Annotated in this window: 18 protein-coding genes and 1 other annotated feature; of the genes, 4 read left to right on the top strand and 14 right to left on the bottom strand. The window is 35.7% G+C overall.

Annotated features, from left to right (window positions below; all coding sequences use genetic code 11):
* Positions 1–18: 18 nt before the first annotated feature.
* The 3 genes from DET63_RS24370 to DET63_RS24360 all read right to left on the bottom strand — a co-directional run bounded on the left by DET63_RS24370 (position 19) and on the right by DET63_RS24360 (position 2,945).
* A complete protein-coding gene (locus DET63_RS24370) occupies positions 19–1,233 on the bottom strand; it encodes a multidrug efflux MFS transporter (RefSeq protein WP_113938116.1) in 1,215 nt (404 codons plus the stop codon).
* Between the two features lie 116 nt (positions 1,234–1,349).
* A complete protein-coding gene (locus DET63_RS24365; RefSeq protein WP_113938115.1) occupies positions 1,350–2,210 on the bottom strand; it encodes a GNAT family N-acetyltransferase in 861 nt (286 codons plus the stop codon).
* 15 nt (positions 2,211–2,225) lie between these two features.
* Complete coding sequence (locus DET63_RS24360; protein ID WP_113938114.1) at positions 2,226–2,945, bottom strand: DUF554 domain-containing protein; 720 nt, start codon at positions 2,943–2,945, stop codon at positions 2,226–2,228.
* 213 nt (positions 2,946–3,158) lie between these two features.
* Here DET63_RS24360 and DET63_RS24355 point away from each other — a divergent pair, with 213 nt between their 5' ends.
* Both DET63_RS24355 and DET63_RS24350 read left to right on the top strand, forming a co-directional pair.
* Entirely contained in the window at positions 3,159–4,262 is a 1,104-nt protein-coding gene (locus DET63_RS24355) for a CapA family protein (protein WP_113938113.1), read from the top strand.
* A 52-nt stretch (positions 4,263–4,314) separates the two neighbouring features.
* Positions 4,315–4,542, top strand: coding sequence for a hypothetical protein (locus tag DET63_RS24350; protein ID WP_113938112.1), 228 nt, complete (start codon positions 4,315–4,317; stop codon positions 4,540–4,542).
* A 99-nt stretch (positions 4,543–4,641) separates the two neighbouring features.
* Here DET63_RS24350 and ilvA read toward each other — a convergent pair whose 3' ends face one another.
* The 6 genes from ilvA to DET63_RS24320 form a co-directional block, all read right to left on the bottom strand.
* Positions 4,642–5,904 carry a threonine ammonia-lyase IlvA gene (gene ilvA / locus DET63_RS24345; RefSeq protein WP_002012149.1) on the bottom strand — a complete coding sequence of 421 codons (1,263 nt, stop codon included), beginning with the start codon at positions 5,902–5,904 and terminating at the stop codon, positions 4,642–4,644.
* Positions 5,905–5,936: 32 nt separating this feature from the next.
* Positions 5,937–7,610 carry a dihydroxy-acid dehydratase gene (gene ilvD / locus DET63_RS24340; RefSeq protein WP_113938111.1) on the bottom strand — a complete coding sequence of 558 codons (1,674 nt, stop codon included), beginning with the start codon at positions 7,608–7,610 and terminating at the stop codon, positions 5,937–5,939.
* A 569-nt stretch (positions 7,611–8,179) separates the two neighbouring features.
* Positions 8,180–8,869 (bottom strand): response regulator transcription factor, encoded by a 690-nt coding sequence (locus DET63_RS24335; RefSeq protein WP_113938110.1) that lies wholly within the window; start codon positions 8,867–8,869, stop codon positions 8,180–8,182.
* 15 nt (positions 8,870–8,884) lie between these two features.
* Entirely contained in the window at positions 8,885–10,375 is a 1,491-nt protein-coding gene (locus tag DET63_RS24330; protein WP_113938109.1) for a sensor histidine kinase, read from the bottom strand.
* 27 nt (positions 10,376–10,402) lie between these two features.
* The gene (locus DET63_RS24325; RefSeq protein WP_113938108.1) at positions 10,403–11,647 is read right to left on the bottom strand and encodes a copper resistance CopC/CopD family protein; all 1,245 of its coding nucleotides are present in this window, start codon (positions 11,645–11,647) and stop codon (positions 10,403–10,405) included.
* A gap of 16 nt (positions 11,648–11,663) precedes the next feature.
* The gene (locus DET63_RS24320) at positions 11,664–13,292 is read right to left on the bottom strand and encodes a multicopper oxidase family protein (protein WP_113938107.1); all 1,629 of its coding nucleotides are present in this window, start codon (positions 13,290–13,292) and stop codon (positions 11,664–11,666) included.
* 247 nt (positions 13,293–13,539) lie between these two features.
* Here DET63_RS24320 and msrA point away from each other — a divergent pair, with 247 nt between their 5' ends.
* Positions 13,540–14,076, top strand: coding sequence for a peptide-methionine (S)-S-oxide reductase MsrA (msrA, locus tag DET63_RS24315; RefSeq protein ID WP_113938106.1), 537 nt, complete (start codon positions 13,540–13,542; stop codon positions 14,074–14,076).
* Positions 14,077–14,190: 114 nt separating this feature from the next.
* Here the strand turns inward: msrA and DET63_RS24310 are convergent, their stop codons facing one another.
* The 4 genes from DET63_RS24310 to DET63_RS24295 all read right to left on the bottom strand — a co-directional run bounded on the left by DET63_RS24310 (position 14,191) and on the right by DET63_RS24295 (position 17,965).
* Positions 14,191–15,102, bottom strand: coding sequence for an RCC1 domain-containing protein (locus tag DET63_RS24310; protein ID WP_113938105.1), 912 nt, complete (start codon positions 15,100–15,102; stop codon positions 14,191–14,193).
* 165 nt (positions 15,103–15,267) lie between these two features.
* A complete protein-coding gene (locus DET63_RS24305; RefSeq protein WP_113938104.1) occupies positions 15,268–15,909 on the bottom strand; it encodes a FusB/FusC family EF-G-binding protein in 642 nt (213 codons plus the stop codon).
* A 136-nt stretch (positions 15,910–16,045) separates the two neighbouring features.
* Entirely contained in the window at positions 16,046–16,309 is a 264-nt protein-coding gene (locus DET63_RS24300; RefSeq protein WP_000878314.1) for a CD3324 family protein, read from the bottom strand.
* Positions 16,310–16,621: 312 nt separating this feature from the next.
* Positions 16,622–17,965 (bottom strand): sodium-dependent transporter, encoded by a 1,344-nt coding sequence (locus tag DET63_RS24295; RefSeq protein ID WP_002012165.1) that lies wholly within the window; start codon positions 17,963–17,965, stop codon positions 16,622–16,624.
* Positions 17,966–18,268: 303 nt separating this feature from the next.
* Positions 18,269–18,491: a binding site (T-box leader), on the bottom strand.
* 372 nt (positions 18,492–18,863) lie between these two features.
* Between DET63_RS24295 and DET63_RS24290 the strand changes: the two genes are divergently transcribed.
* Positions 18,864–20,498, top strand: a complete 1,635-nt coding sequence (locus DET63_RS24290) for a putative polysaccharide biosynthesis protein (protein ID WP_113938103.1) — start codon at positions 18,864–18,866, stop codon at positions 20,496–20,498.
* Between the two features lie 41 nt (positions 20,499–20,539).
* On the opposite strand, the gene DET63_RS24285 is transcribed toward DET63_RS24290, so the two are convergent.
* Complete coding sequence (locus DET63_RS24285) at positions 20,540–21,364, bottom strand: DUF4037 domain-containing protein (RefSeq protein ID WP_113938102.1); 825 nt, start codon at positions 21,362–21,364, stop codon at positions 20,540–20,542.
* Between the last annotated feature and the right edge of the window lie 85 nt (positions 21,365–21,449).

Genomic DNA, 21,449 nt, shown 5'->3' with positions numbered 1-21,449 from the left:
TGTTTTTCATTCACATAGTTAACTAACTTCCAAATGTCGTTTCTCTGATACCTCTTCGTTCTTACTATGAAAATAAACCCAAATGCACGCAATAAATAATAGTGATGATGTAGAGAAGAAAACATATTGGAAGCCTGCATGAGCTGCAATTTGTCCACCAAGTACTGGCCCAATCATATTTCCTAAAAACTGAAACGATTGATTATATCCAAATATTCGTCCCGTTACATGGGTTGGCGTATGTTGTTTTAGTAGAGTTTGTACGGAAGGTAATAGTCCTGCTTGTGCAATACCTAATAAAAAGCGAAGAATTAATAGTTGCCAAGCTGAGGTTACAAATGCTTGCGGAATAAAAATAATTCCTGCAGCAAACAACGCTACAACTAACGTTTTTTGAGGTCCAATATGATCTGATAATCTTCCTAGCTTAGGAGCTGCTAAAATTACTGCTAATCCTGTCGCAGACATGACTGCACCTGCAAGCATTTCAATATGATCTGTTCCTGGTCCTGCCAAATGCTTTACGTACAACGTAATAATAGGTTGAATCGACATATTTGCAAGCTGAATAATAAACGTTGCTACAAATAAACTTATTATTAAATGTTTTGCAGGGACCATCGTCCATACTTTCTTCGGCTGTGCCTTTTTTTCTTTAGCAGAATGTTTCTCCTCATGTAAGAAGAAAAAGACGATAAGAAAGGAAAGGAATAAGAAAGCTCCTGTAACTAGAAAAACATGGCGCATTCCAATTAACTCTGACAAATAACCTCCGAGTATCGGCCCAAGTAATGAACCGCTCACGCCTCCAGTTGAAATTGTAGAAATTGCCCAACCTGAATGTTCTTGCGGAGTTTCTGCAGCAATAAGTGTCATCGCTGTAGAAAGGAAACCTGATACCGATCCCATTAAAAACCGAAGTGCGACTAATTGATACACATCTGTCACAAACCCCATAAGCGTCATAATTATCGCCATACCAAGGCTAGCACGTATAAGCATCAATTTCCGTCCATGTATATCACCGAGCTTTCCCCATATCGGTGATACAATCGCACCCATTAAAAATGTTACACCAAATGCAAGTCCCGACCACTGTGCAATACTAGCAGTGCCGGTCACCCCTAATTCCTCAATATAAAAAGATAAAAAAGGAATTACTAAACTCATACCGGCTGCAGTGGTAAAACAACCTAGCCAACAAATCATTAAATTTCGTTTCCAGTTGGCCATTTTCACACCTTCTTTCATTAGATACCCATTCTACACCCTTTCTTGTAAAAAGTTTAGTAATTTGCTTTATACATAATAAAAATCTATCCCTTTGCATTCTTTGCAAAGGGATAGATTTAATTATCTCCTATGGGTATTAAACGTGCATTACAGCACCTCTCATAAAACTCAATCGGACCTGCTTGTCCTATAATTGCATAATCATATCCGCTTTTCTTCATGTTATATAAACAATGATTCAATAACGTCTTCCCAACACCGTTCACACGATTATGTTTCGCTGTACCCATCGGGCCAAACAACCCTTTTTTTCCTCTCACAACATCGTAACAAGCGAAACCAATGATTGCTCCTTCCTGCTCAGCAATAAAAATAGGTAACTCCTCTTTATATGTCCGAAATCCATAATCTAAAGATTTTAACCAACGTTCACCAAATTCATCCTTAACAAAACGTGCCAACTTTTCAAAATCAGAAAAGACAGCTCTTCTAACATTAAAATTATTATAAATAGGATTAAATCTTTTTAAATCAACGGTTAAGTCTCTTGACTCAGATGTAATACTCAACAGCTCTTTTTGCACGTTTTTACTTATAACCTTTTCAAGAACTGTATCAACTTGAAACAGTGCATATAAAACATGACCTTCATTTATTAATACTTGCTGAAAACGGTCCATCCGTTTCTTTGCTACTTGTAAAACTTCTATCGTCTTATTTGAAACTTTAAACTCCCCAACATTTATGTATTCTATTTCATTTGCATAATATTGTTGGAGCAATGATATTTTTGCTAAAAAATCCATACCCACCGTGTGAAATAAATACATATGTAACTCCGCGCAAACTCCATTACCTTCCTTACAAGCTCCTATAAATAGATGCATAGGATGAATAATACCTTTATTACACTCAACCTCTCGCGTTGCAATCTCCAATATTTTATGTGCACGTTTTGTAAATTGAAATTCCTCCATATACATCCCTTCCCCCTAATAACTTGATATCAAGCCGTAAATATATATAATTGAAACAATTATCCCAACTACTAATATCCCTGGAAGTAAATTTGCTACTTTAATTTTAATGAATCCAAGTAAGTTTAATCCAATTGCAAAAATCATAATACCACCAGTTGCTGTCATTTCAACTATAAATTGATTCATTAATTTCTCTGGTACAAAACTATTAATTTGTGTTGCAAAAACCGCAATCCCTCCTTCATATAAAATAACTGGAATCGCCGAAAATACTACGCCAATTCCTAAAGTTGTCGTTAATATAATAGAAATAAACCCATCGATAATCGCCTTTGTAAATAAAATATCATGATTTCCGCGAATCCCGCTGTCGAGTGCACCAAGTATGCCCATCGCACCAATTGCAAAAATTAAAGTAGCTGTTACAAACCCTTCTGATATGCTCCCTTTCCCTTTCGATCCAACTTTATTTTCTAGCCAATCCCCTAACAGTTTTAACCTTTCTTCTAATTGTAGCCATTCTCCGATGACGGTACCAATAACTAAACTTAAAATGACAACAAGAAAATTTTCACTTTTCAATGCCATTTGAAGTCCAAGCACAGTAACCGCTAAACCGATTGCATGCATAATTGTTCCCTTCATACTTTCTGGAATCCTACTAAATAATTTTCCTAGTAAAGTACCAAATATAATACAAATCCCATTTACAACTGCTCCTAATATAACCATTTCTCATTCTTCACCCTTCGAATTCTTTATTTCTATATTTTGGTTTATACATTGATTTACAGGTTACCTATATGTTAACGTAATATTGTGAATATTAACAAACGTTTTTCACTACATAACCCGCTATTTTTTTGTAACTATACAAAGACCGATTGCCTTTAGTAGATTCATTGTTAATCTAATTGCGGGATAAACTCAAAAGGGAAGGTATTTATGAAAACTTTACTAAAACGATTTCTGTTAATAGCCTTTTTCATTACACCAATTGTTTTATTAATCAACTACTCTTTTATTTCAAAAGCGAAAGACAAACCTGATATGCAAAACAAATCTAGTAAAACAGCTTCAAAAAGCGAAAAGAAAACCGAAGACCCTGAAATCACACTCACCTTCTCTGGTGATACAATGTTCGATTGGCAATTACGTCCCGTAATCGAAAAAAATGGGGCTGATTATCCATTCCAACACGTAAAAGAAGAAATAACGAAAGCTGATATTTCTTTTGTTAATTTAGAGTCAGCATTTACAACGAGAGAAAAAAGAGTACCTGGGCAACAATTTTGGATTAAAAGTGATCCATCCACACTACAAGCCATTAAAAATACCGGATATGACATCGTGAACATTGGCAATAACCATACGCTTGATTATGGGCAAGATGGACTACTAGACACCATTTCTCACGTCGAAAAATTAAAACTACCTTACACTGGAGCCGGAAAAAATGCTGAAGATGCTTATACTGCTCGTGAACTAACTGTAAAAGGAAAAAAGTTTAAATTTCTTTCCTTTGTACGCTTTATGCCCAACTTTAATTGGGTAGCTGGTAACAATAAACCCGGCGTTGCAAACGGATATGACCTAGATCTTGTAACAAAAACGATTCAAGAGCAAAAGAAAGATGCTGATTATGTAATCGTCTATATGCATTGGGGCGTCGAAAAATCTAATCGTCCAATAGAATACCAGAAACAATATGTTCCGAAAATGGTAGAGGCGGGTGCTGATGCAATCGTTGGAAGTCACCCGCATTGGTTACAAGGATTTGAGTATTACAATAAAGTTCCTATCGCATACTCGTTAGGAAACTTTTTATTCCCGAATTATGTAAATGGAAAGAGTGCCGAAACAGGCGTATTAACTTTAACCTTTAAAGGTAAGGATGTCCAAATGTCATTCAATCCTTACATCATTCGCAACAACCAAGTTTCTCCTGTAAATGAAGAAGAAAAGAAAAAAGCACTGCAATATTTACAAACGGTTTCAACTGATGTAGAAATTGATGATACTGGGAAAATAATAAATAAACGCAACTAAACAGCACGAGATTCATTTCTCTGTAACATACATTATGGGATAGGTGATGTATATGCTGAAAAACTTATTAGAAAATATAAGTCTGTTAGAAAACGTGTATAAAATATCTATAGCGATCCTGCTTTTATGTTCATTTTTTTCTGTTAGACTTCTAAGTAAAATAAAGCGAGAGAGAAAACTTACTCCCTTTGAATTTACAATGTATGTAATCATTTGTATTGCAATACTTTTTTGGTTAACTAGCTTTATCCTTCTTGAATATGGAGCGTATTTCGTTTAACTTTCAAAGAATAAAAAAGATAGAACAAGCAGGATTTCCCTCCGCTTGTATCTACCTTTTTTATTTCAAGTAGAATTGTATGTTAACTCTTTTCATTTATTAAATAAGTAAATCAAACAGCACAGGATTTTTATTAAGCTCCACGAATTGAATGTTATTTTCTTGAAAACGAGTAATTAAAGCTTCATAGTCTTCCTTATGCTTTAATTCTACCCCCACTAAAGCTGGACCATTTTCTTTATTATGTTTCTTAATATACTCAAAGCGAGTAATATCATCTTCCGGTCCTAATCCTTTATCAAGAAACTCTCGTAGTGCTCCTGAACGTTGCGGAAATTCAATGATGAAATAGTGCTTTAATCCTTCATGAATAAGGGATCGTTCTTTCATTTCTTGCATTCTATCAATATCATTATTTCCACCACTTAACGTGCATACAACTGTTTTTCCCTTTATTTCATCTCTGTATAGATCAAGTGCCGCAATAGAAAGCGCACCAGCTGGCTCTGCTACAATTGCATTTTTCTTATACAGTTCTAAAATCGTCGTACAAACCTTTCCCTCTGGTACTAAAACTATGTCATCAATTACATCTTTACATGTTTCAAAAGTTAACTTTCCTACCTTCTTAACAGCTGCACCATCAACAAAACTATCAATCTTTTCTAATGCAACATTCTCATTTTGAAGAAAAGCTTCTTTCATAGATGCAGCTCCCATCGGTTCTACACCGATTACCTTTGTAGTAGGACTAACCCCCTTTACATATGTACCAATACCAGATGCTAATCCACCACCGCCAATTGCTGTAAATATATAATCAACTGGTTTCTCCATATCATGCATAATTTCAACAGCGACTGTTCCTTGACCAGCAACGACATACGGATCATCAAACGGATGTACAAATGTCATCCTATTTTCCACACAATAGCGCTGCGCCTCTTGGAAAGAACTATCAAATGTATCACCAACTAATACAATGTCTGCGAAATCACCACCGAAAAATTCAACTTGTGATACTTTTTGCTTAGGTGTCGTTGTTGGCATGAAAATTTTTGACGGAATCTTCAATAAATTACACGTATAAGCAACTCCTTGTGCATGATTACCAGCACTTGCACAAACAACACCATTTTGTAACTTTTCTTTCGGTAAACTTTGAATTAAATTATACGCACCACGAATTTTGAAAGAACGAATAACTTGTAAATCTTCTCGCTTAACATATACGTCACATTCATATTTCTCAGATAAAACTGAATCTCGTTGTAACGGTGTTTTAATAACGATATCTTTCATGCAATTATGAGCCATTAAGATATCTTCAATTTTCACTCTCTCCTTTACATTTTGCACCATTTTATATCATCCTTATCTCTTTTTATATTGGCTCAATCAAAATTCGGGATTTTCAGAACTGCACCTGTATTCGCCGATGTTACCATTTGTGCATAACGTCCAAGCCACCCAGTTTTCACTTTTGGTTCTGGTCGTTTCCATCCTTTTTTACGCTTCTCTAATGCCTCATCACTAACTCTCACTTCTAACAAGCGTTCCTCAACATCAATACATACAATATCTCCTTGTTCAAGAAGTGCAATCGTTCCGCCAGCAGCTGCTTCTGGTGAAATATGCCCTACTGAAATACCACGTGAAGCACCAGAGAAGCGACCATCAGTTAAAAGTGCAACATCTGCTCCTAATCCCATACCAGCAATTGCTGATGTTGGTGCTAACATTTCCGGCATACCAGGTCCGCCTCTTGGCCCTTCATAACGAATAACAACTACATCTCCTTTCTTAACTTTTCCAAGCATAATACCGGCAAGCGCCTCATCTTGTGAATTAAAAATAACGCAAGGTCCTTCAAATCGCTTTACTTCTGTTGCTCCGCTTTTAATAACCGCTCCGTCTTTCGCAAGGTTTCCTTTTAATATACGTAATCCTCCTTCTTCACTATGAGGATTTTCTAGAGAATGAATAACTTCCTTATCTTGAATCTCTGCATGAGCAATGTTTTCTCTTAATGTTTGCCCAGTAGCAGTTATACGATCAAGGTGAAGTACCCCCTCTTTTCGGCTCATCTCTTTCAAAATTGCACTAATCCCGCCTGCGCGATCGATATCTTCCATATGCCAATTAGAAGCTGGACTTACTTTACATAAATGCGGTACACGCCTTGAAACTGCATCAATGCGGTTCATATCGTAATCTAACCCCGCCTCTTGTGCGAGTGCTAACGTGTGTAATACTGTATTCGTTGATCCACCCATCGCCATATCAAGTGCAAACGCATCATCAATTGCTTCTTCTGTTACAATGTCGCGTGGTTTAATATCTCTTTCAATTAAAATTTTTAATTTTTCTGCTGCTTGTTTAATTAACTCCTCACGTCTTGGATCAATCGCTAAAATACTCCCGTTACCAGGAAGAGCTAAACCTAACACTTCACATAAACAGTTCATAGAGTTCGCTGTAAACATACCGGAACAAGAACCACAAGATGGACAGCCATGATCTTCAATATCCTTTAATTCTTCTTCTGAAATTTTCCCAGATTGATAGGCTCCTACCCCTTCAAAAACAGAACTTAAATCGACAACTTCCCCTTTAGATGTTTTCCCCGCTGCCATCGGACCACCTGAAACGAAAACAGTTGGAATGTTTATTCGAAGTGCAGCCATCATCATACCTGGTGTAATTTTGTCACAGTTTGGAATACAAATCATTCCATCAAACCAGTGTGCATTTACAACTGTTTCTACTGAATCTGCAATGATTTCACGACTCGGAAGCGAATAACGCATACCGATATGACCCATCGCAATACCATCATCTACTCCAATTGTATTAAATTCAAATGGAACCATGCCTGCTGCACGTACTGCTTCTTTAACAAGTTTCCCAAACTCATTTAAGTGCTTATGACCTGGAATAATTTCAATAAAAGAATTACAAATTGCTATGAATGGTTTATCAAAATCTTCATCTTTTAAACCAGTTGCTTTTAATAAACTACGATGCGGAGCTTTATCAAAACCTTTTTTAATCATGTCACTTCTCATCTTGTCAAATCCCTTCTTACACATTTTTTCTCTTACTTAATCTATTTTTTAAAATAAAAACTCTCACCTCAGCAATCAACTACTACTTAATAGTAGCTTTGATTGCTGAGGCGAGAGTTTCGCGTTACCACTCAGCTTCCTTACACTTCTCACGAAATATAAGCTTTGTAGGTCCAACCAGACCCCCGTCCTTTTACCGAAGACGATACCGCCGCCCTCTACTCAGTTTCCCTTTCGCAAGCGATGCTCCGAGGTGATATTCAATGATTCGATGGTTACTACTCTCGCAGCCTTGGAGTAGCTCTCTGAAACAATCATAATCATCTACTTTCCTCTTCTTTGCATATACATATATAAAGTCTGAAAATTCATAATTGACTTTTATTTGTTAAACGTATTATAGGACTTTGTTCTTTTCATTGTCAACATATTTTTTGGATTTTTTTCATTTAAGTTCAGTTCGTCTACTGGAGGGTTATTTGTTTTTTATTATGAACTTCTAATGCAGACTCATATATTTCTTAATAATTTATGTACACAAAAAAGCCAGCATTTTTGCTGACCTTTTTTCACTGTGTAAAACGATATCCTACTCCCCAAATTGTTTCAATGTATGATTTATCAAATGGATCGAGTTCAATTTTTTGACGAATATTTTTCACATGTACAGCAACCGTTGCTGCATCACCAATTACATCCATCCCCCAGACAGTTTCAAAGAGACGATCTTTACTAAATACTTGGTTTGGATGTTCCGCCATACAAGTTAATAAATCAAATTCTTTTCCTGTTAACATGACCTCAGTTCCATTTATAAATACACGTCGTGCCGATTTATCAATAAGCAATCCTCGAATACGAATTTCATCTTTTATTTGTTCTCGCTTCCCTGTTAAACGATCATAACGGGCTAGATGAGCGTTTACACGCGCCACCATTTCACTTGGGCTAAATGGTTTTATAATATAATCATCTGCTCCAAAACCTAACCCTTTAATTTTATCGATTTCCTCTTGTTTTGCGGACACCATAAGTATTGGTATGTCCTTTTTCAATCGAACTTGTTTACAAATTTCATATCCATCTATTCCCGGTAACATTATGTCTAAAATTAACAAGTCATAATCCTCCAGAAGAACTCTTTGTAAACCTTTTTCGCCAGAGTAATCAATATCTACTGTATACCCGGCAACCTCTAAATAATCCTTTTCTAACTCTGCTATAATAGCTTCATCTTCAATAATTAAAATTCTTTTCAAGATGCTCTCCTTTTTCTAATTGATTTTTTGTAATGTAAATGCCAGCGTCGTTCCTTTACCTTTTTTGCTTTCTACCCAAATATCACCACCATGTTGTGTGATAATCTGATGTGCAATTGACAAACCAAGTCCGCTTCCACCCGTTTTAGAATTTCTAGAATGATCTGCACGATAAAATCTTTCAAATATATAAGGCAACGCCTTCTCTTCTATCCCTATCCCATTATCTTTTATGTAAATCGTTACATAATCAATAGATTCGGTCATGCGAATTCCTATATATCCTTCTTCTTTATCCATATACTTCACACTATTCCAAATGATATTTGTAATAACACGACGTAATTTTTCACGATCACCTTTTACCAAAATAGAAGTATCCTTTTGAGCATCCCAACTCACTGCAATTCCCTTATCTTGCAATTCAAGCTGTAATTCTTCTATACAATCAGATAAGTATTGGTTAATTTCAACCTCTTCAAATTGAAATGGTTCCTCTTTCAAATCAAGTTTTGAAAAGAGAAAAAGCTCGTCAATTAATTGATCCATATCAAACACTTTATGATAAATAATCGTTAAATATTTATCTAATTGTTCCGGCGTTCGAGCGATACCTTCTTTAATCCCTTGTACATAACCTTTAATAGCCGTAATCGGCGTCCGTAAGTCATGAGAAATATTTGAAAGCAACTCTTTACGATTTTTTTCATATTGCATTTGCAACTCGACCGATTCCTTCAACCTGCCACGCATCTCTTCAAACGATAAACTTAATTCACCTATTTCATCTTTCGCAAGTGGCTTTACTTGAAATTCTAAATCACCCTTTTGAATTCTTTCCGTTGCCTGCTTTAATGAATGCAATGGTTTAATAATACTCCGTGATATAAAATATGTTAATATTCCATTCGTAATAATTAACCCCAGTATTAAAGAGAATACGAAATACGGGAAAAATTCTCTAATCATTTCTTCTAAAGGGTTTACATACTCAAATACAAAAATACTAACCTTATCCTTCTCTGCATCGTAGTAATCAAATTGCTTATAGTAAAAAGAATTACCCTCTATTTTCACATCCATTCCTTTTCTTTGTCCTTCCGTTTCAAATGCGGGTAGGTATTTATCAAACGAAGAGATTTTAAAATATGGGGATGAATATTTAAGCTCATCATTTTTTCGAATTAGTAATCCTGCTTGATTATCGTTTAATTCTTTATCAGTTTCCTTTAAAAAATTTATATCCTCCAATTTATCTGGAGCGTACGATGAAAGAATTTTCAACCTACTAAAAATATCATCTTCATCTTCTTTTGTACGAATAGCTCCCTCCTGCTCTTTATCAATGAGAGAATGACTATTTTGATTAAGACCAATGATTGCTTTTGCAATACGAATATCACCAAATAAAGTAACACTAATTAACATAACTGCTATACCGCAAAAAACGATTGGAATAATTACCATCGCAACATACGACAACAGCAATCTAATACGGATTGACATTACAGAACTCCTATGAACATTATAATTTTAGCTTGTTACAGAATTCACCGGAAACGAAACTTGACTCATCCAAATACCAGCTAATAATACGAGTATAGCTAGAACAATTTCTAAGAGCAATAAACGGCGATTAACTGTTCCGATATCGTTACCCCATGTTTTCGTTTGTCTCCATGCTACAATTGTAATTATACATACAGTAAGAATCTTTATATTTAAAAGGTTCGTCCATATTGAATTAAAATTAAAAAGTACCCAATTCCTTGTCTGTAAAAACACAATTAATTCCCCAGAAAGAAATGCTAGAATAAATGAAATACCAGCAATAATGCTAAAATGCTTACGGAAACTCTTTTGATCAAATGTAATTTTGTATAATGTTGTCCACGCTATAACAAGAGCTAAATAAATAAGTGCTCCTAGCCACACTGCAATACTCATAACATGGACCATTCTAATTATAACTGCTGCCCAATTTGGATTAGTAATCCATACATGACCTGTGAAAGAAAAACTCGCAACAAGAAATCCCCAAATTAGCGCATACCATTCGTTCCCCATATGCTGCAAAGACATAAGAACTAATAATAGCAGTTGAATCATAATAATAACTGAAAATGGCGAATGAATAAGTAAACTTCCCTTCGGAATAACTGACTTATATACTATTAATTCGGCTATTAATCCTACTACAAGTATAGAGAAGAAAATCTTTTTCATATTCTTCATTCTTTGCAATATGGGAGGTAATCTATAACGTTTTACAAACATATCGAGCCACTTTACTCCTGCTCCAATTAAAATCATTCCCTCTACAATATAGCGTAGTGTTACTATCATAACATCTGAAAATACTGAGCCACTCCCACTCGCATTTCCCTCTACCACTACATTAGTTTGTACTTCTTCTCCAATTGAAAAGGGATAGCCTCCCTCACTCGGATGTCCGTCTGCAGAAATCATAGACCACCTTACTGTGTAAGTACCATTATTTAAGTTTGGTAATTTCACTTTTAATTTTGTTGGGTTATCTAATATTTCAACCTTTGATACTTGCACTCTCTTTGCACTTGCATCTAGCAATTCAATATTAACTACATTTCCCGCAACTGGTTCACTAAATTCAAGAATAATCTGTTCCGGTTGTACTGTAAGAACCTCACCCTCTTTAGGGGTGGCTCCTACAACACTTGTATGAGCAAATACACTACTATGAGAAAATAAAAATATACTTGTACTTATTACAATAAATACTATCATTCTATAAAGCATGAAAACCTCCGTATTATTATTCTGGATGATTACCCGCGTGATCTCCTGTAGAAAACGGAGTAGTTACCCCCTCATAATTCATCATCGTATGCATTCCTTTTTCCGCATGAACGAGATGATGACAATGAACCATCCATAGTCCACTATTATTTGCCTCTAAAGCAATTTCATATTCTTCTCCCGGAAAAACATTAACTGTATCTAAGTAAATCGGACTTCCCTCCATTGGTTTACCATTTTTAGAAATAACCTGGAATGTATGTCCATGCAAATGCATTGGATGAATTTCTTCCCCCTTATTTTTAAATCGAATCTTAACTTTATCCCCTTTCTCTACTTTAATTGGTGGAATGTCAGGTGATGTCTTTCCATTAATCGTATACACCCATTTTTCTTGTCCATTTACATCTTTCACACCTTCTGCCAAATCCATATCATAGACCTTTGTAAACTTTGAATCTATCGTAAACTTGCCAACTTCTTTTTCTCCATATTTCGTAAAGTCAAACCATGGATAACTCTTTATATCAACAGGTTTTTTCGGCAAAGAACCGTTCCCAATAGTCGTCGTTAACATTCGATTCATTTTCTTAGATGGATCAACATTAATAAGTTTTACACTCGTTGTTTCTGGCATTTTAAAAACAAGGTCATAACGTTGTGCAGCTCCCATCGGAAGAATTGCTTTATCTAGCTCGTCCCCACCTTTTATATCACGACCATCTAATGCAATAATTTGAAATGGCGCCCCAACTAATGTCATTAAATGCGTATTATTCCCAGCATTAATTAAGCGAAGGCGTACTGTTTCACCTGGTTTTGCATCCAATCGTAGTCCCTCACTTGTATCATTTAATGTAAATACATCGTAATCATCTCCATCAGATAAATCTTTGAGTTGATCATTACTTGGTATCATAAGCGGCCCTTCTAAAGTTTGTGCCTTTTCATTTCGAATATAATTGCTAGGATAGCTATCCCAATCTTTATCTTGTTCGCCATTATGCTTACGGGTTTTTATGGCTCCTGTTTTCCATTCATGGATCGCCACTGTATAATCCTTTTCATATTTTACAGCTGGTTTATTCGGTTCAATAACAATGGTTCCAAATAGTCCCCGTTCCGTTTGTATTGCACTTTTTTGATGTGAATGATACCAATATGTCCCTACCTGATCAGCATTAAATGCGTATGTATATGTTTCACCTGGTTTTATAGCATTTTGCGTAACACCTGGAACACCGTCTACTGCTGCTGGAACATCTAATCCATGCCAATGGATTGTAACCGGTTCTGGCAATTCATTTTTCAAATTTACAACAATACGTTCACCTTGTTTAACTCGAATTTGAGTACCCGGTGATGTTCCATCAAAGGTCCATGCATCTACCTTTTTCCCATTTCCCAAATCTAAACTTGCTACTTTCGCCGTAATATTAAAAGTTTTTGTAACCCTTTCTTCGGCAGCTGAATTAGCAAGAGACGTAATTGATTCTGAAGTAGATGTTGCATCTGTTAACTTCTTTTTTTCATTTGCACCTGGGTAATTATTAATTAAAAAATATCCGAAAATAACTAACCCTAATAGTAAGCACGCCGCAATCAATATATTTCTTAAATCACTTTGTATAAATTCCTTTTTCATATTAGTCTCTCTTTCATTTTTTGTTGTAAACTATTAATTTTCATACGTGGATTCATTGCCTATCACCTCACATATTCACTTCGATTTACATCATAACACTCAGAAAAAAAGAAACTTTGAAGGAATTTTAAAGACTTTATAAAGAAATATATTTCAATTTTTATTCACTTCTAAATCTTTTTTATTGCGCAATAAAACAATTTATATAATACTGTATAAAACATATATATTTAGGAGGGTTACAGCAATGTCTGAAAAAACATACGAACTCGCAACCTTCGCAGGCGGTTGTTTTTGGTGCATGGTAAAACCATTTGATGAACTTCCTGGTATTCATAAAATACTTTCCGGCTATGCAGGTGGTCATGTAGAAAACCCAACATACGAACAAGTAAAGACTGGAACATCTGGACATTTAGAAGTTGTACAAATTACATTCGATTCTTCTATTTTTCCTTATCAAAAATTACTAGATTTATATTGGCCACAAATTGATCCAACTGATGACGGCGGACAATTTTTTGACCGTGGTCCCTCTTACCGCACAGCAATTTTTTATCATAATGAAACACAAAAAGAGCTTGCAGAAAAATCGAAGCAAACTCTAGCAGAAAGCGGTATGTTTAAAGATCCTATTGTGACTGAAATTCGCTCAGCCGCACCTTTTTATGAAGCTGAGGAATATCACCAACATTTCTATAAAAAGAATCCAGAGAAATATGCTACCGAGCAAAAAGAATCTGGCCGTGAAGATTTCATAAAAGAAAATTGGCAAAAAAAATAATAAAAACGCATCGTGCTTTCTTTTCAAAGTGCGATGCGTTTTTATCTTTGAGTAAAATAATATTACCAGCGATTTACTAGAAATTAAACATTCTTATTACCCATCAACAAATATTTAGATTGACAAAATGTTTGGATCGGGCAATCGGATACCGTGCCAGCTGTCTACATCGCATTGACCATATTCGTTATCACCCACAGCTACCACCGTGCCATCTAATTTCAGACCGACCGTATGCGCACAACCCGCCGCTATCGCTACAATATCGCGCCAATCACTTACATCACATTGACCATGTTTATTATTACCCACAGCCGTCACCATGCCGTCTGATTTAAGACCAATTGTATGATTACTCCCTGCCGCTATCGACACAATATCGCGCCAATCACTTACATCACATTGACCATGTTTATTATTACCCACAGCCGTCACTGTACCGTCTGATTTAAGACCAACTGTATGAAGATAGCCTGCCGCTATCGACACAATATCACGCCAGCCACTTACATTGCATTGGTCATACCGATTATTACCCACAGTCGTCACCGTTCCGTCCAATTTAAGACCGACTGTATGCCAGTCACCCACCGCGACCGCCACAATATCACGCCAGCTATTTATATTGCATTCACCTTCTTTATTTCGTCCCACTGCTACCACCGTGCCATCCGATTTAAGACCAATGGTACGACGCCACCCCGCCGCTATCGCTGCAATATCGCACCAATCGTTTACATCGCATTGGTCATGCTTATTCCACCCCACCGCTACCACAGTATTATCACTTTTAAGAGCGATTGTATGAGCGTTCCCAGTGTTCGTCGCCATATGAACATTGCCCGCAGCGAATGCTTCCATATCACACCAGCTGCTTACATTGCATTCTCCTTCTTTATTTCGCCCCACTGCTACCGCTGTGCCATCCGATTTAAGACCAACAGTATGACCACGCCCCGCCGCTATCGTATCTTTAGGCCATCGTTTCACCTTTAACACCTCATCTTTCGGTGAAATGTAATTCATGTTTTACCTCCTTACATATAAGTAACTGTATCCAAATAGATGTTTTTATCAAATTTCATTATAAATGACCTGACTTTTTTTATAAATCTACAGCTACAAAAGAAGCCTATTATTACTTCTTCAAAAAATAAAAACCTCCAGTTTAAGTACTAGAGGTCTTCCATTTTATTTCTTTAATCTCTCGATAAAATCCTGTAATTTATCAAGCGATTTCATATTATGATTACAAGCTACACCATCTTTGCAAATATAGTTTCCCTTTCTAACGAAAGTTCCTTGTACATCACCTTTAATTTCAACTAAAAACATTCCTACTTCTTCATGCCCATGACATAATGAACAAATGCTTTTTTTATTTAAACTTTGAAATGTTCCTTGCAGACCAACAAACTTATTTTTATCATTTTTCGCTACAATAAATTTCCTACTTGACCCTTTATCAATCCAGCTTAAATAAGATAATTCTTTCATGTCCAGTTCTTCCATATCAGGCAGTTTTAATTTTTTTGCTTTAGGGAATAGTTTTTTTAACGTTTGTGCTGTAACTTCCTGAAACGGAATGACATACGGATTTATTTTCATTAAAAACGATTCTGCATCTTCTCTATTTTGAACTGTTAATACTGTATCAATTAACTCTTTCTGTTCATCCGTTAAATTCTCAAATACATGTATTATCTTTTCAATTGCAAGTGACTTTAACGCTTGAATTACTCCTCTATCATTTGCCGTCGCGTGTCCATTTGCTAAAATATAAGCTTGTGACTTTATAAAATTATATTGATCACTTCTAATAAAAGCTTCCATCTTTATCACTCCATACAAATTGTTGAATTAGTTTTATTGTATACAATAATTATCTTTTACGGTATGTAAAAGACGATTTACAAAAGAACATTACATAACAAAACCGCCTCTAAGTTTCCAATTAGAGGCGGCTTCCTTATTTAGAATACACGATTTTCTTAATCGTTTCTCCAGACAGAAAATATTCTTCTGCTAATTGATGAATTGCAATTCCACTTTTAAAAGCGTCTTTAATTGCTTTATTTCTTTCATCTAATTGTTTTCTTCCTCCAGATCGTGTACCCCATTTATAATGTTTCGTTTCTTGTTTTGGAATATAAATTGTTTCACCTTGTATATACTTTTGAATTTCAGCAATTAAACTTTCTGGTAAAACGGCCTTAGCCTTTACGTATTTCATTTCTGCTCGCCCCTTATTTTTTATGGTTCATTTCAATAAGGTGCAAAGCCAAATATAAAAAATGATACGAGCTCATTTTGGCGATTGATTGTATATTACTTGTCTACCTCACGCAAAGTATCGCCATTTCCATACTTGGCTTTGCATGAGACGCTGCAGTGTCTGGCAATTGAATTGTAATCGCCATATAAATACCTCCTAATATACCTTTTATATTTTATTATATGCTAATTTTTCTCGCCTTGCATCTTCATAATCTTTTAAAGAAAAAGCGCTAGTCTTTTCGTTAAAACGATAGACTAACGCTTTACATTAAATGATTCCTAATACATTTAGGAATACGATAATAATCGCAATTGGTGCAATATAGCGAAGTAAGAATAACCATAATACAAACAGTTTATAGCCTTTATTTTTACTTACACCAAGTTCTTTCATTAATACATCTTTCTTCATTTTTAAAGGGACAAAGATGGAAACTAATAAAACACCAAGTGGCATTAGTATGTTACTAACCGCATAGTCTGCTAAATCAAAAATTGTTTTCCCAAATGGTTTCACATCACTTAACAAACCGAATGATAAGGCTGATGGAACCCCTACAACAAAGATTAACAAGCCAACAATTAATGCCATTTTTTCACGTTTCCCTTTACTTTTACCTTTAGTTGTTAAAGACGCAACACTAATTTCTAACATCGAAATTGCTGATGTAATAGTAGCAAAGAAGAATAGTAATAAGAAAACAATGAAGAATAACTTCCCGAACGCCATTTTACTGAAAATAGCTGGCAGTACGATAAATAATAGCCCTGGTCCTTGAGATGGTTCCATCCCAAATGCGAACACTACTGGGAAAATTGCAAGCCCTGCAAGTAATGTAATAACAAGCGTTAAAGCTACGATAGAAAATGCTGAACGTGGTAAGCTTTCTTCTTTCGGTAAGTACGAACTATACGTTACCATAACGGCTACCCCGACAGATAACGAAAAGAACGATTGCCCCATTGCATATAAAATGATTTCTGATGTTACGTTTGAGAAATCAGGTTGTAAGAAGAATCGAACTCCTTCTCCAGCACCATCTAACGTAAGTGCACGAACAATTAATACGAAGAATAAAACGAATAATGCTGGCATGAAATATTTATTTACTTTTTCAACACCATTTTGTACACCTTTACTTACGATAAAAATAGTAATAAGGATGAATAATAGCTGTGATCCAACTGCTAAATACGGATTGGAAATGATTTCACCAAACGTAGCTTCGTATGCTCCATTTCCTTCCCATAGTCTACCTGTAATTGCATTCCATAAGTATAATATAATCCATCCTCCTACAACACTGTAGAAAGAAAGTAATATGAAACATGTTACAATCCCTAACTTCCCTAACCATGGCCATAATGTTTTTGGTGCGATTTCTCTATATGCATCAACGGCCTCTTTTTGTGTACTTCTTCCGATAACGAATTCAGCTAATAATAGCGGTAAACCAATTAATAATGTGAAACCGATGAAAATAAGGAAGAACGCGCCGCCCCCTCCAATTCCGGCCATATACGGGAACTTCCAAATCGCCCCTAGACCAATTGCTGAACCTGCTGCAGCTAATACGAAACCTAATTTTGATGTCCATTGCTGTGAATTCATTTATTAATCTCCTCTCTTTATCTTTTTCTGTTTTACAATCCGGTATTTATATTGTTCTATCCATACTCTTTTCTAATACGTTCACTTCCTCCCTAATAATAAAAAAAACGCCCCTACGTAAATACGTAGGGACGACAAAAATATCGCGGTACCACCCTAGTTATGAAGATACACCAAAGTTAGGACCTAAATAAAAAACGTCCCTACGCAAATACGTAGGGACGATAAAATATCGCGGTACCACCCTAGTTATGAAGCCACACCAAAGTTAGGACCTAAATAAAAAACGTCCCTACGTAAATACGTAGGGACGATAAATATCGCGGTACCACCCTAGTTGTGAAACAATCTTCACCACTTTATTTGATAACGGTATAAACTACCGTCTTTCATTTCCTCATAATGTGAGATTTATGAAAGATGCTCCAGGACGAACTTCATGAATAATCTATATACTGATTCACACCAACCATCAGCTCTCTGAAATAGGGAGATATTCACTACTATACCCTTTCATTGCCCAAATATTATTTTCCGAATTGATTACTATCATTTTTATCATACATTAAAAATAGTGTCAACTTATATTTTGAAATTTTATGCATTACATTCTATTTAAAAATTCAAAATATGACTTTTGTATGAATAGTATTAGAACATTTATGGTTTATACTGTATTAACTTCTCTAGCAGGTTTATAGTAGTATACGATAAAGTGAAACTTTAATCAGTGGGGTTTTGTTCATCCCTCACTGATTATTAGTTGAACCAATCGGGCGTTTACCGGCAGTTGATCTCCCACCTAACTTCTTTGCTCCAGTCGCATTTTGAGGTGGGAGTTTTACTGCCCGCAAATAGCGGGATAAATGCAAGACAGCACGAGTAGGAGGAAAGAATTTTGTCTACTTCAAAAGTTTTAAAAGGTACCGCTTTATTAAGTGGTGCAACAATGATTTCACGAATTTTAGGTTTTATATACTTTTTCCCCTTTCAATTATTAGTTGGAACGCAAGGGGTCGCTTTATATGGATACGCATACTCTTGGTACGGTATTTTATTAAGCTTTTCAACAGCTGGTATTCCTATTGCCGTCTCAAAATTTGTTGCAAAACATAATGCGCTCGGTGATTATAGTACAAGCAAAAAATTATACAACTCTAGCGTAAAATTAATGTTGTTTATGGGCTTTTTAGGGTTTTTAACTTTATTTATTGGGGCACCGTACATATCACAATTTATTATTCGCTCAAAAACGCCAGATCCACAATTTATCGCTGACGTAACACTTACGATGCGAGCATTAAGTTTCGCACTTATTATCGTACCAGCTATGAGTGTTACACGTGGTTATTTCCAAGGTTTTCAACATATGAAACCAAGTGCTGTTTCTCAAGTCGTAGAACAAATCGCACGTGTCGTTTTCATTTTAGTTGGTAGTTTTATCGTTTCAAAACTATTAGGGGGTTCAGTCGCCTCTTCTGTTGCAGTTGCTACGTTTGGCGCTGTTATCGGAGCGCTTGCCAGCGTCTCTATTTTAATGATGTACTGGAAAAAATATAACGGATTAAAGCCTCCCGAAGGTGAATTAAAGTCAAGGGCATCCGATATTCCATTAAAAAATATTTATATAGAATTACTTCGATATGCAATCCCAATTGTATTTGTCGGTATTGCAATTCCGCTCTATACGTTAGTAGATCAATATACCGTAGCTGATGTCCTTAGAGCGATGGGAGAGCCTTTAGAAACCGCGAATGCAGTTTTCGCTTATATAACGAACTATGCACAAAAGTTAATTATGATTCCCGCTTCACTTGCAACTGGATTCTCATTAACAATTATTCCGGCTATAACGAAATCATTTACAAGCGGGAAACTAGAAGAATTACAAGAACAAATTTCAAAGATATTCCAAGTATTGTTATTCTTCACTATCCCAGCCGCATTCGGTCTAGCAAGTATCGCTTACGATGCATTCCGCATGGTTTATGTAAATCCTGAAATTGCACTTGGTGGATCACAATATTTAATTTCATTTGCACCTTCTGCTGTATTAAGTGCAATTTTCACAGTTTCAGCCGCTATATTACAAGGAATTGATTATCAAAGAAAAACAATGATCGCATTCTCAGCCGGTATTCTCGTTAAAATTGTGATGAACACACCGCTCTTACATTTATTCGGTGGACATGGTGCTGTACTTGGAACAATTCTTGGATATCTCGTTTCAAATATTATTATGTTGTACTGCATCGTTAAGTTTGCGAAATTTAAAATTGGCGAAACGGCAAAAACAGTATTTCTTATTACGATTTACTCCGCAGCAATGTCTGCTGTTGTAATTGCATTAAGAGCAATTATAAGCTGGATTATTCCTGGACAATCTTATGTAGAATCACTGATCATTGTGTTTATATGCGCCGCAGCAGGAGGACTTGTTTATCTTTTATTCGTATTAACGAGTGGACTTGCCTCGCATATTCTCGGTGATAGGATTCAACGATTACCTATACTAGGAAAGTTAGTAAAATAAAAAAACAAGAGATGTAACGCGTTGTTACATCTCTTGTTTTTTCACTTCGCATATTGAATGCGCTTTTGTTGTTCAGCAATATTTAATTCTGGAGCATATTGTTCTACTAAATGTAATACCTCTTCGATCAACACTTCTAACTCCTGTACACTATACTCCGGTTCCCCTATCAGCGTATCCGCCATACGCTCATATAGATTTTCAGGTTTAATATTCATACGCTCTACATTATAAGCCATCCATTTAAATGCAGGATGGTGCACGTACATTCTATTCAAACCGAATAAAACACCGAATAAATCCCTTTGTACTTCACAAATAACATCATAAAGCATAAGCCAATCTTTCCGTTTTAAAAGCGCCTCTCGATTATGCCAACGATTACTAAACCAAAGATTTTCTGAGATCATCCTTTTCGCCAGTTCTTCTGGATATGCTTCAACCCTATCTTTTAGAGCATGTACTTTCACTTCTCCATACAAACTCACACCATCATGAACCGATGATACAATACATTGTTTCTCATAATTTATATCATACTGCTCTACAACATCTGAAATAACCTTTTTTGCTGTCACTGTTAAAAAATTACTAATCTCTAGTTTAATTCCTTCTTTCGTCAAATACGTTTCCGACCATTCTTCTTCCTCGTATGGATGATATGACAAAATAGTGCCACCTATAGTTTCGATTGGCTTTTGACGGTCTTTATCCTCAGGTAATGCTGACCATAAAATATGTAATTCGATATCCGAATGTTCATCTTCTAATTTTCTCGCTACAGAGCCTGCTAAAATAATAGATTCGACTTTCGGATTTCGCCTATAAATCTCCGATATTTCTATCGCTTTCTCTTTTAATCCCATCTCATTTCCCCCTAAAACTGCAGTACTCCCCTTACTTTTCATTTATCTATTTCGATATTAAACATTATATTACCTTTTCAAATTC

This window comes from Bacillus sp. DB-2, assembly GCF_003315125.1.
Lineage (GTDB): Bacteria > Bacillota > Bacilli > Bacillales > Bacillaceae_G > Bacillus_A > Bacillus_A mycoides.
This window is presented reverse-complemented; position numbering and strand designations above follow the sequence as displayed.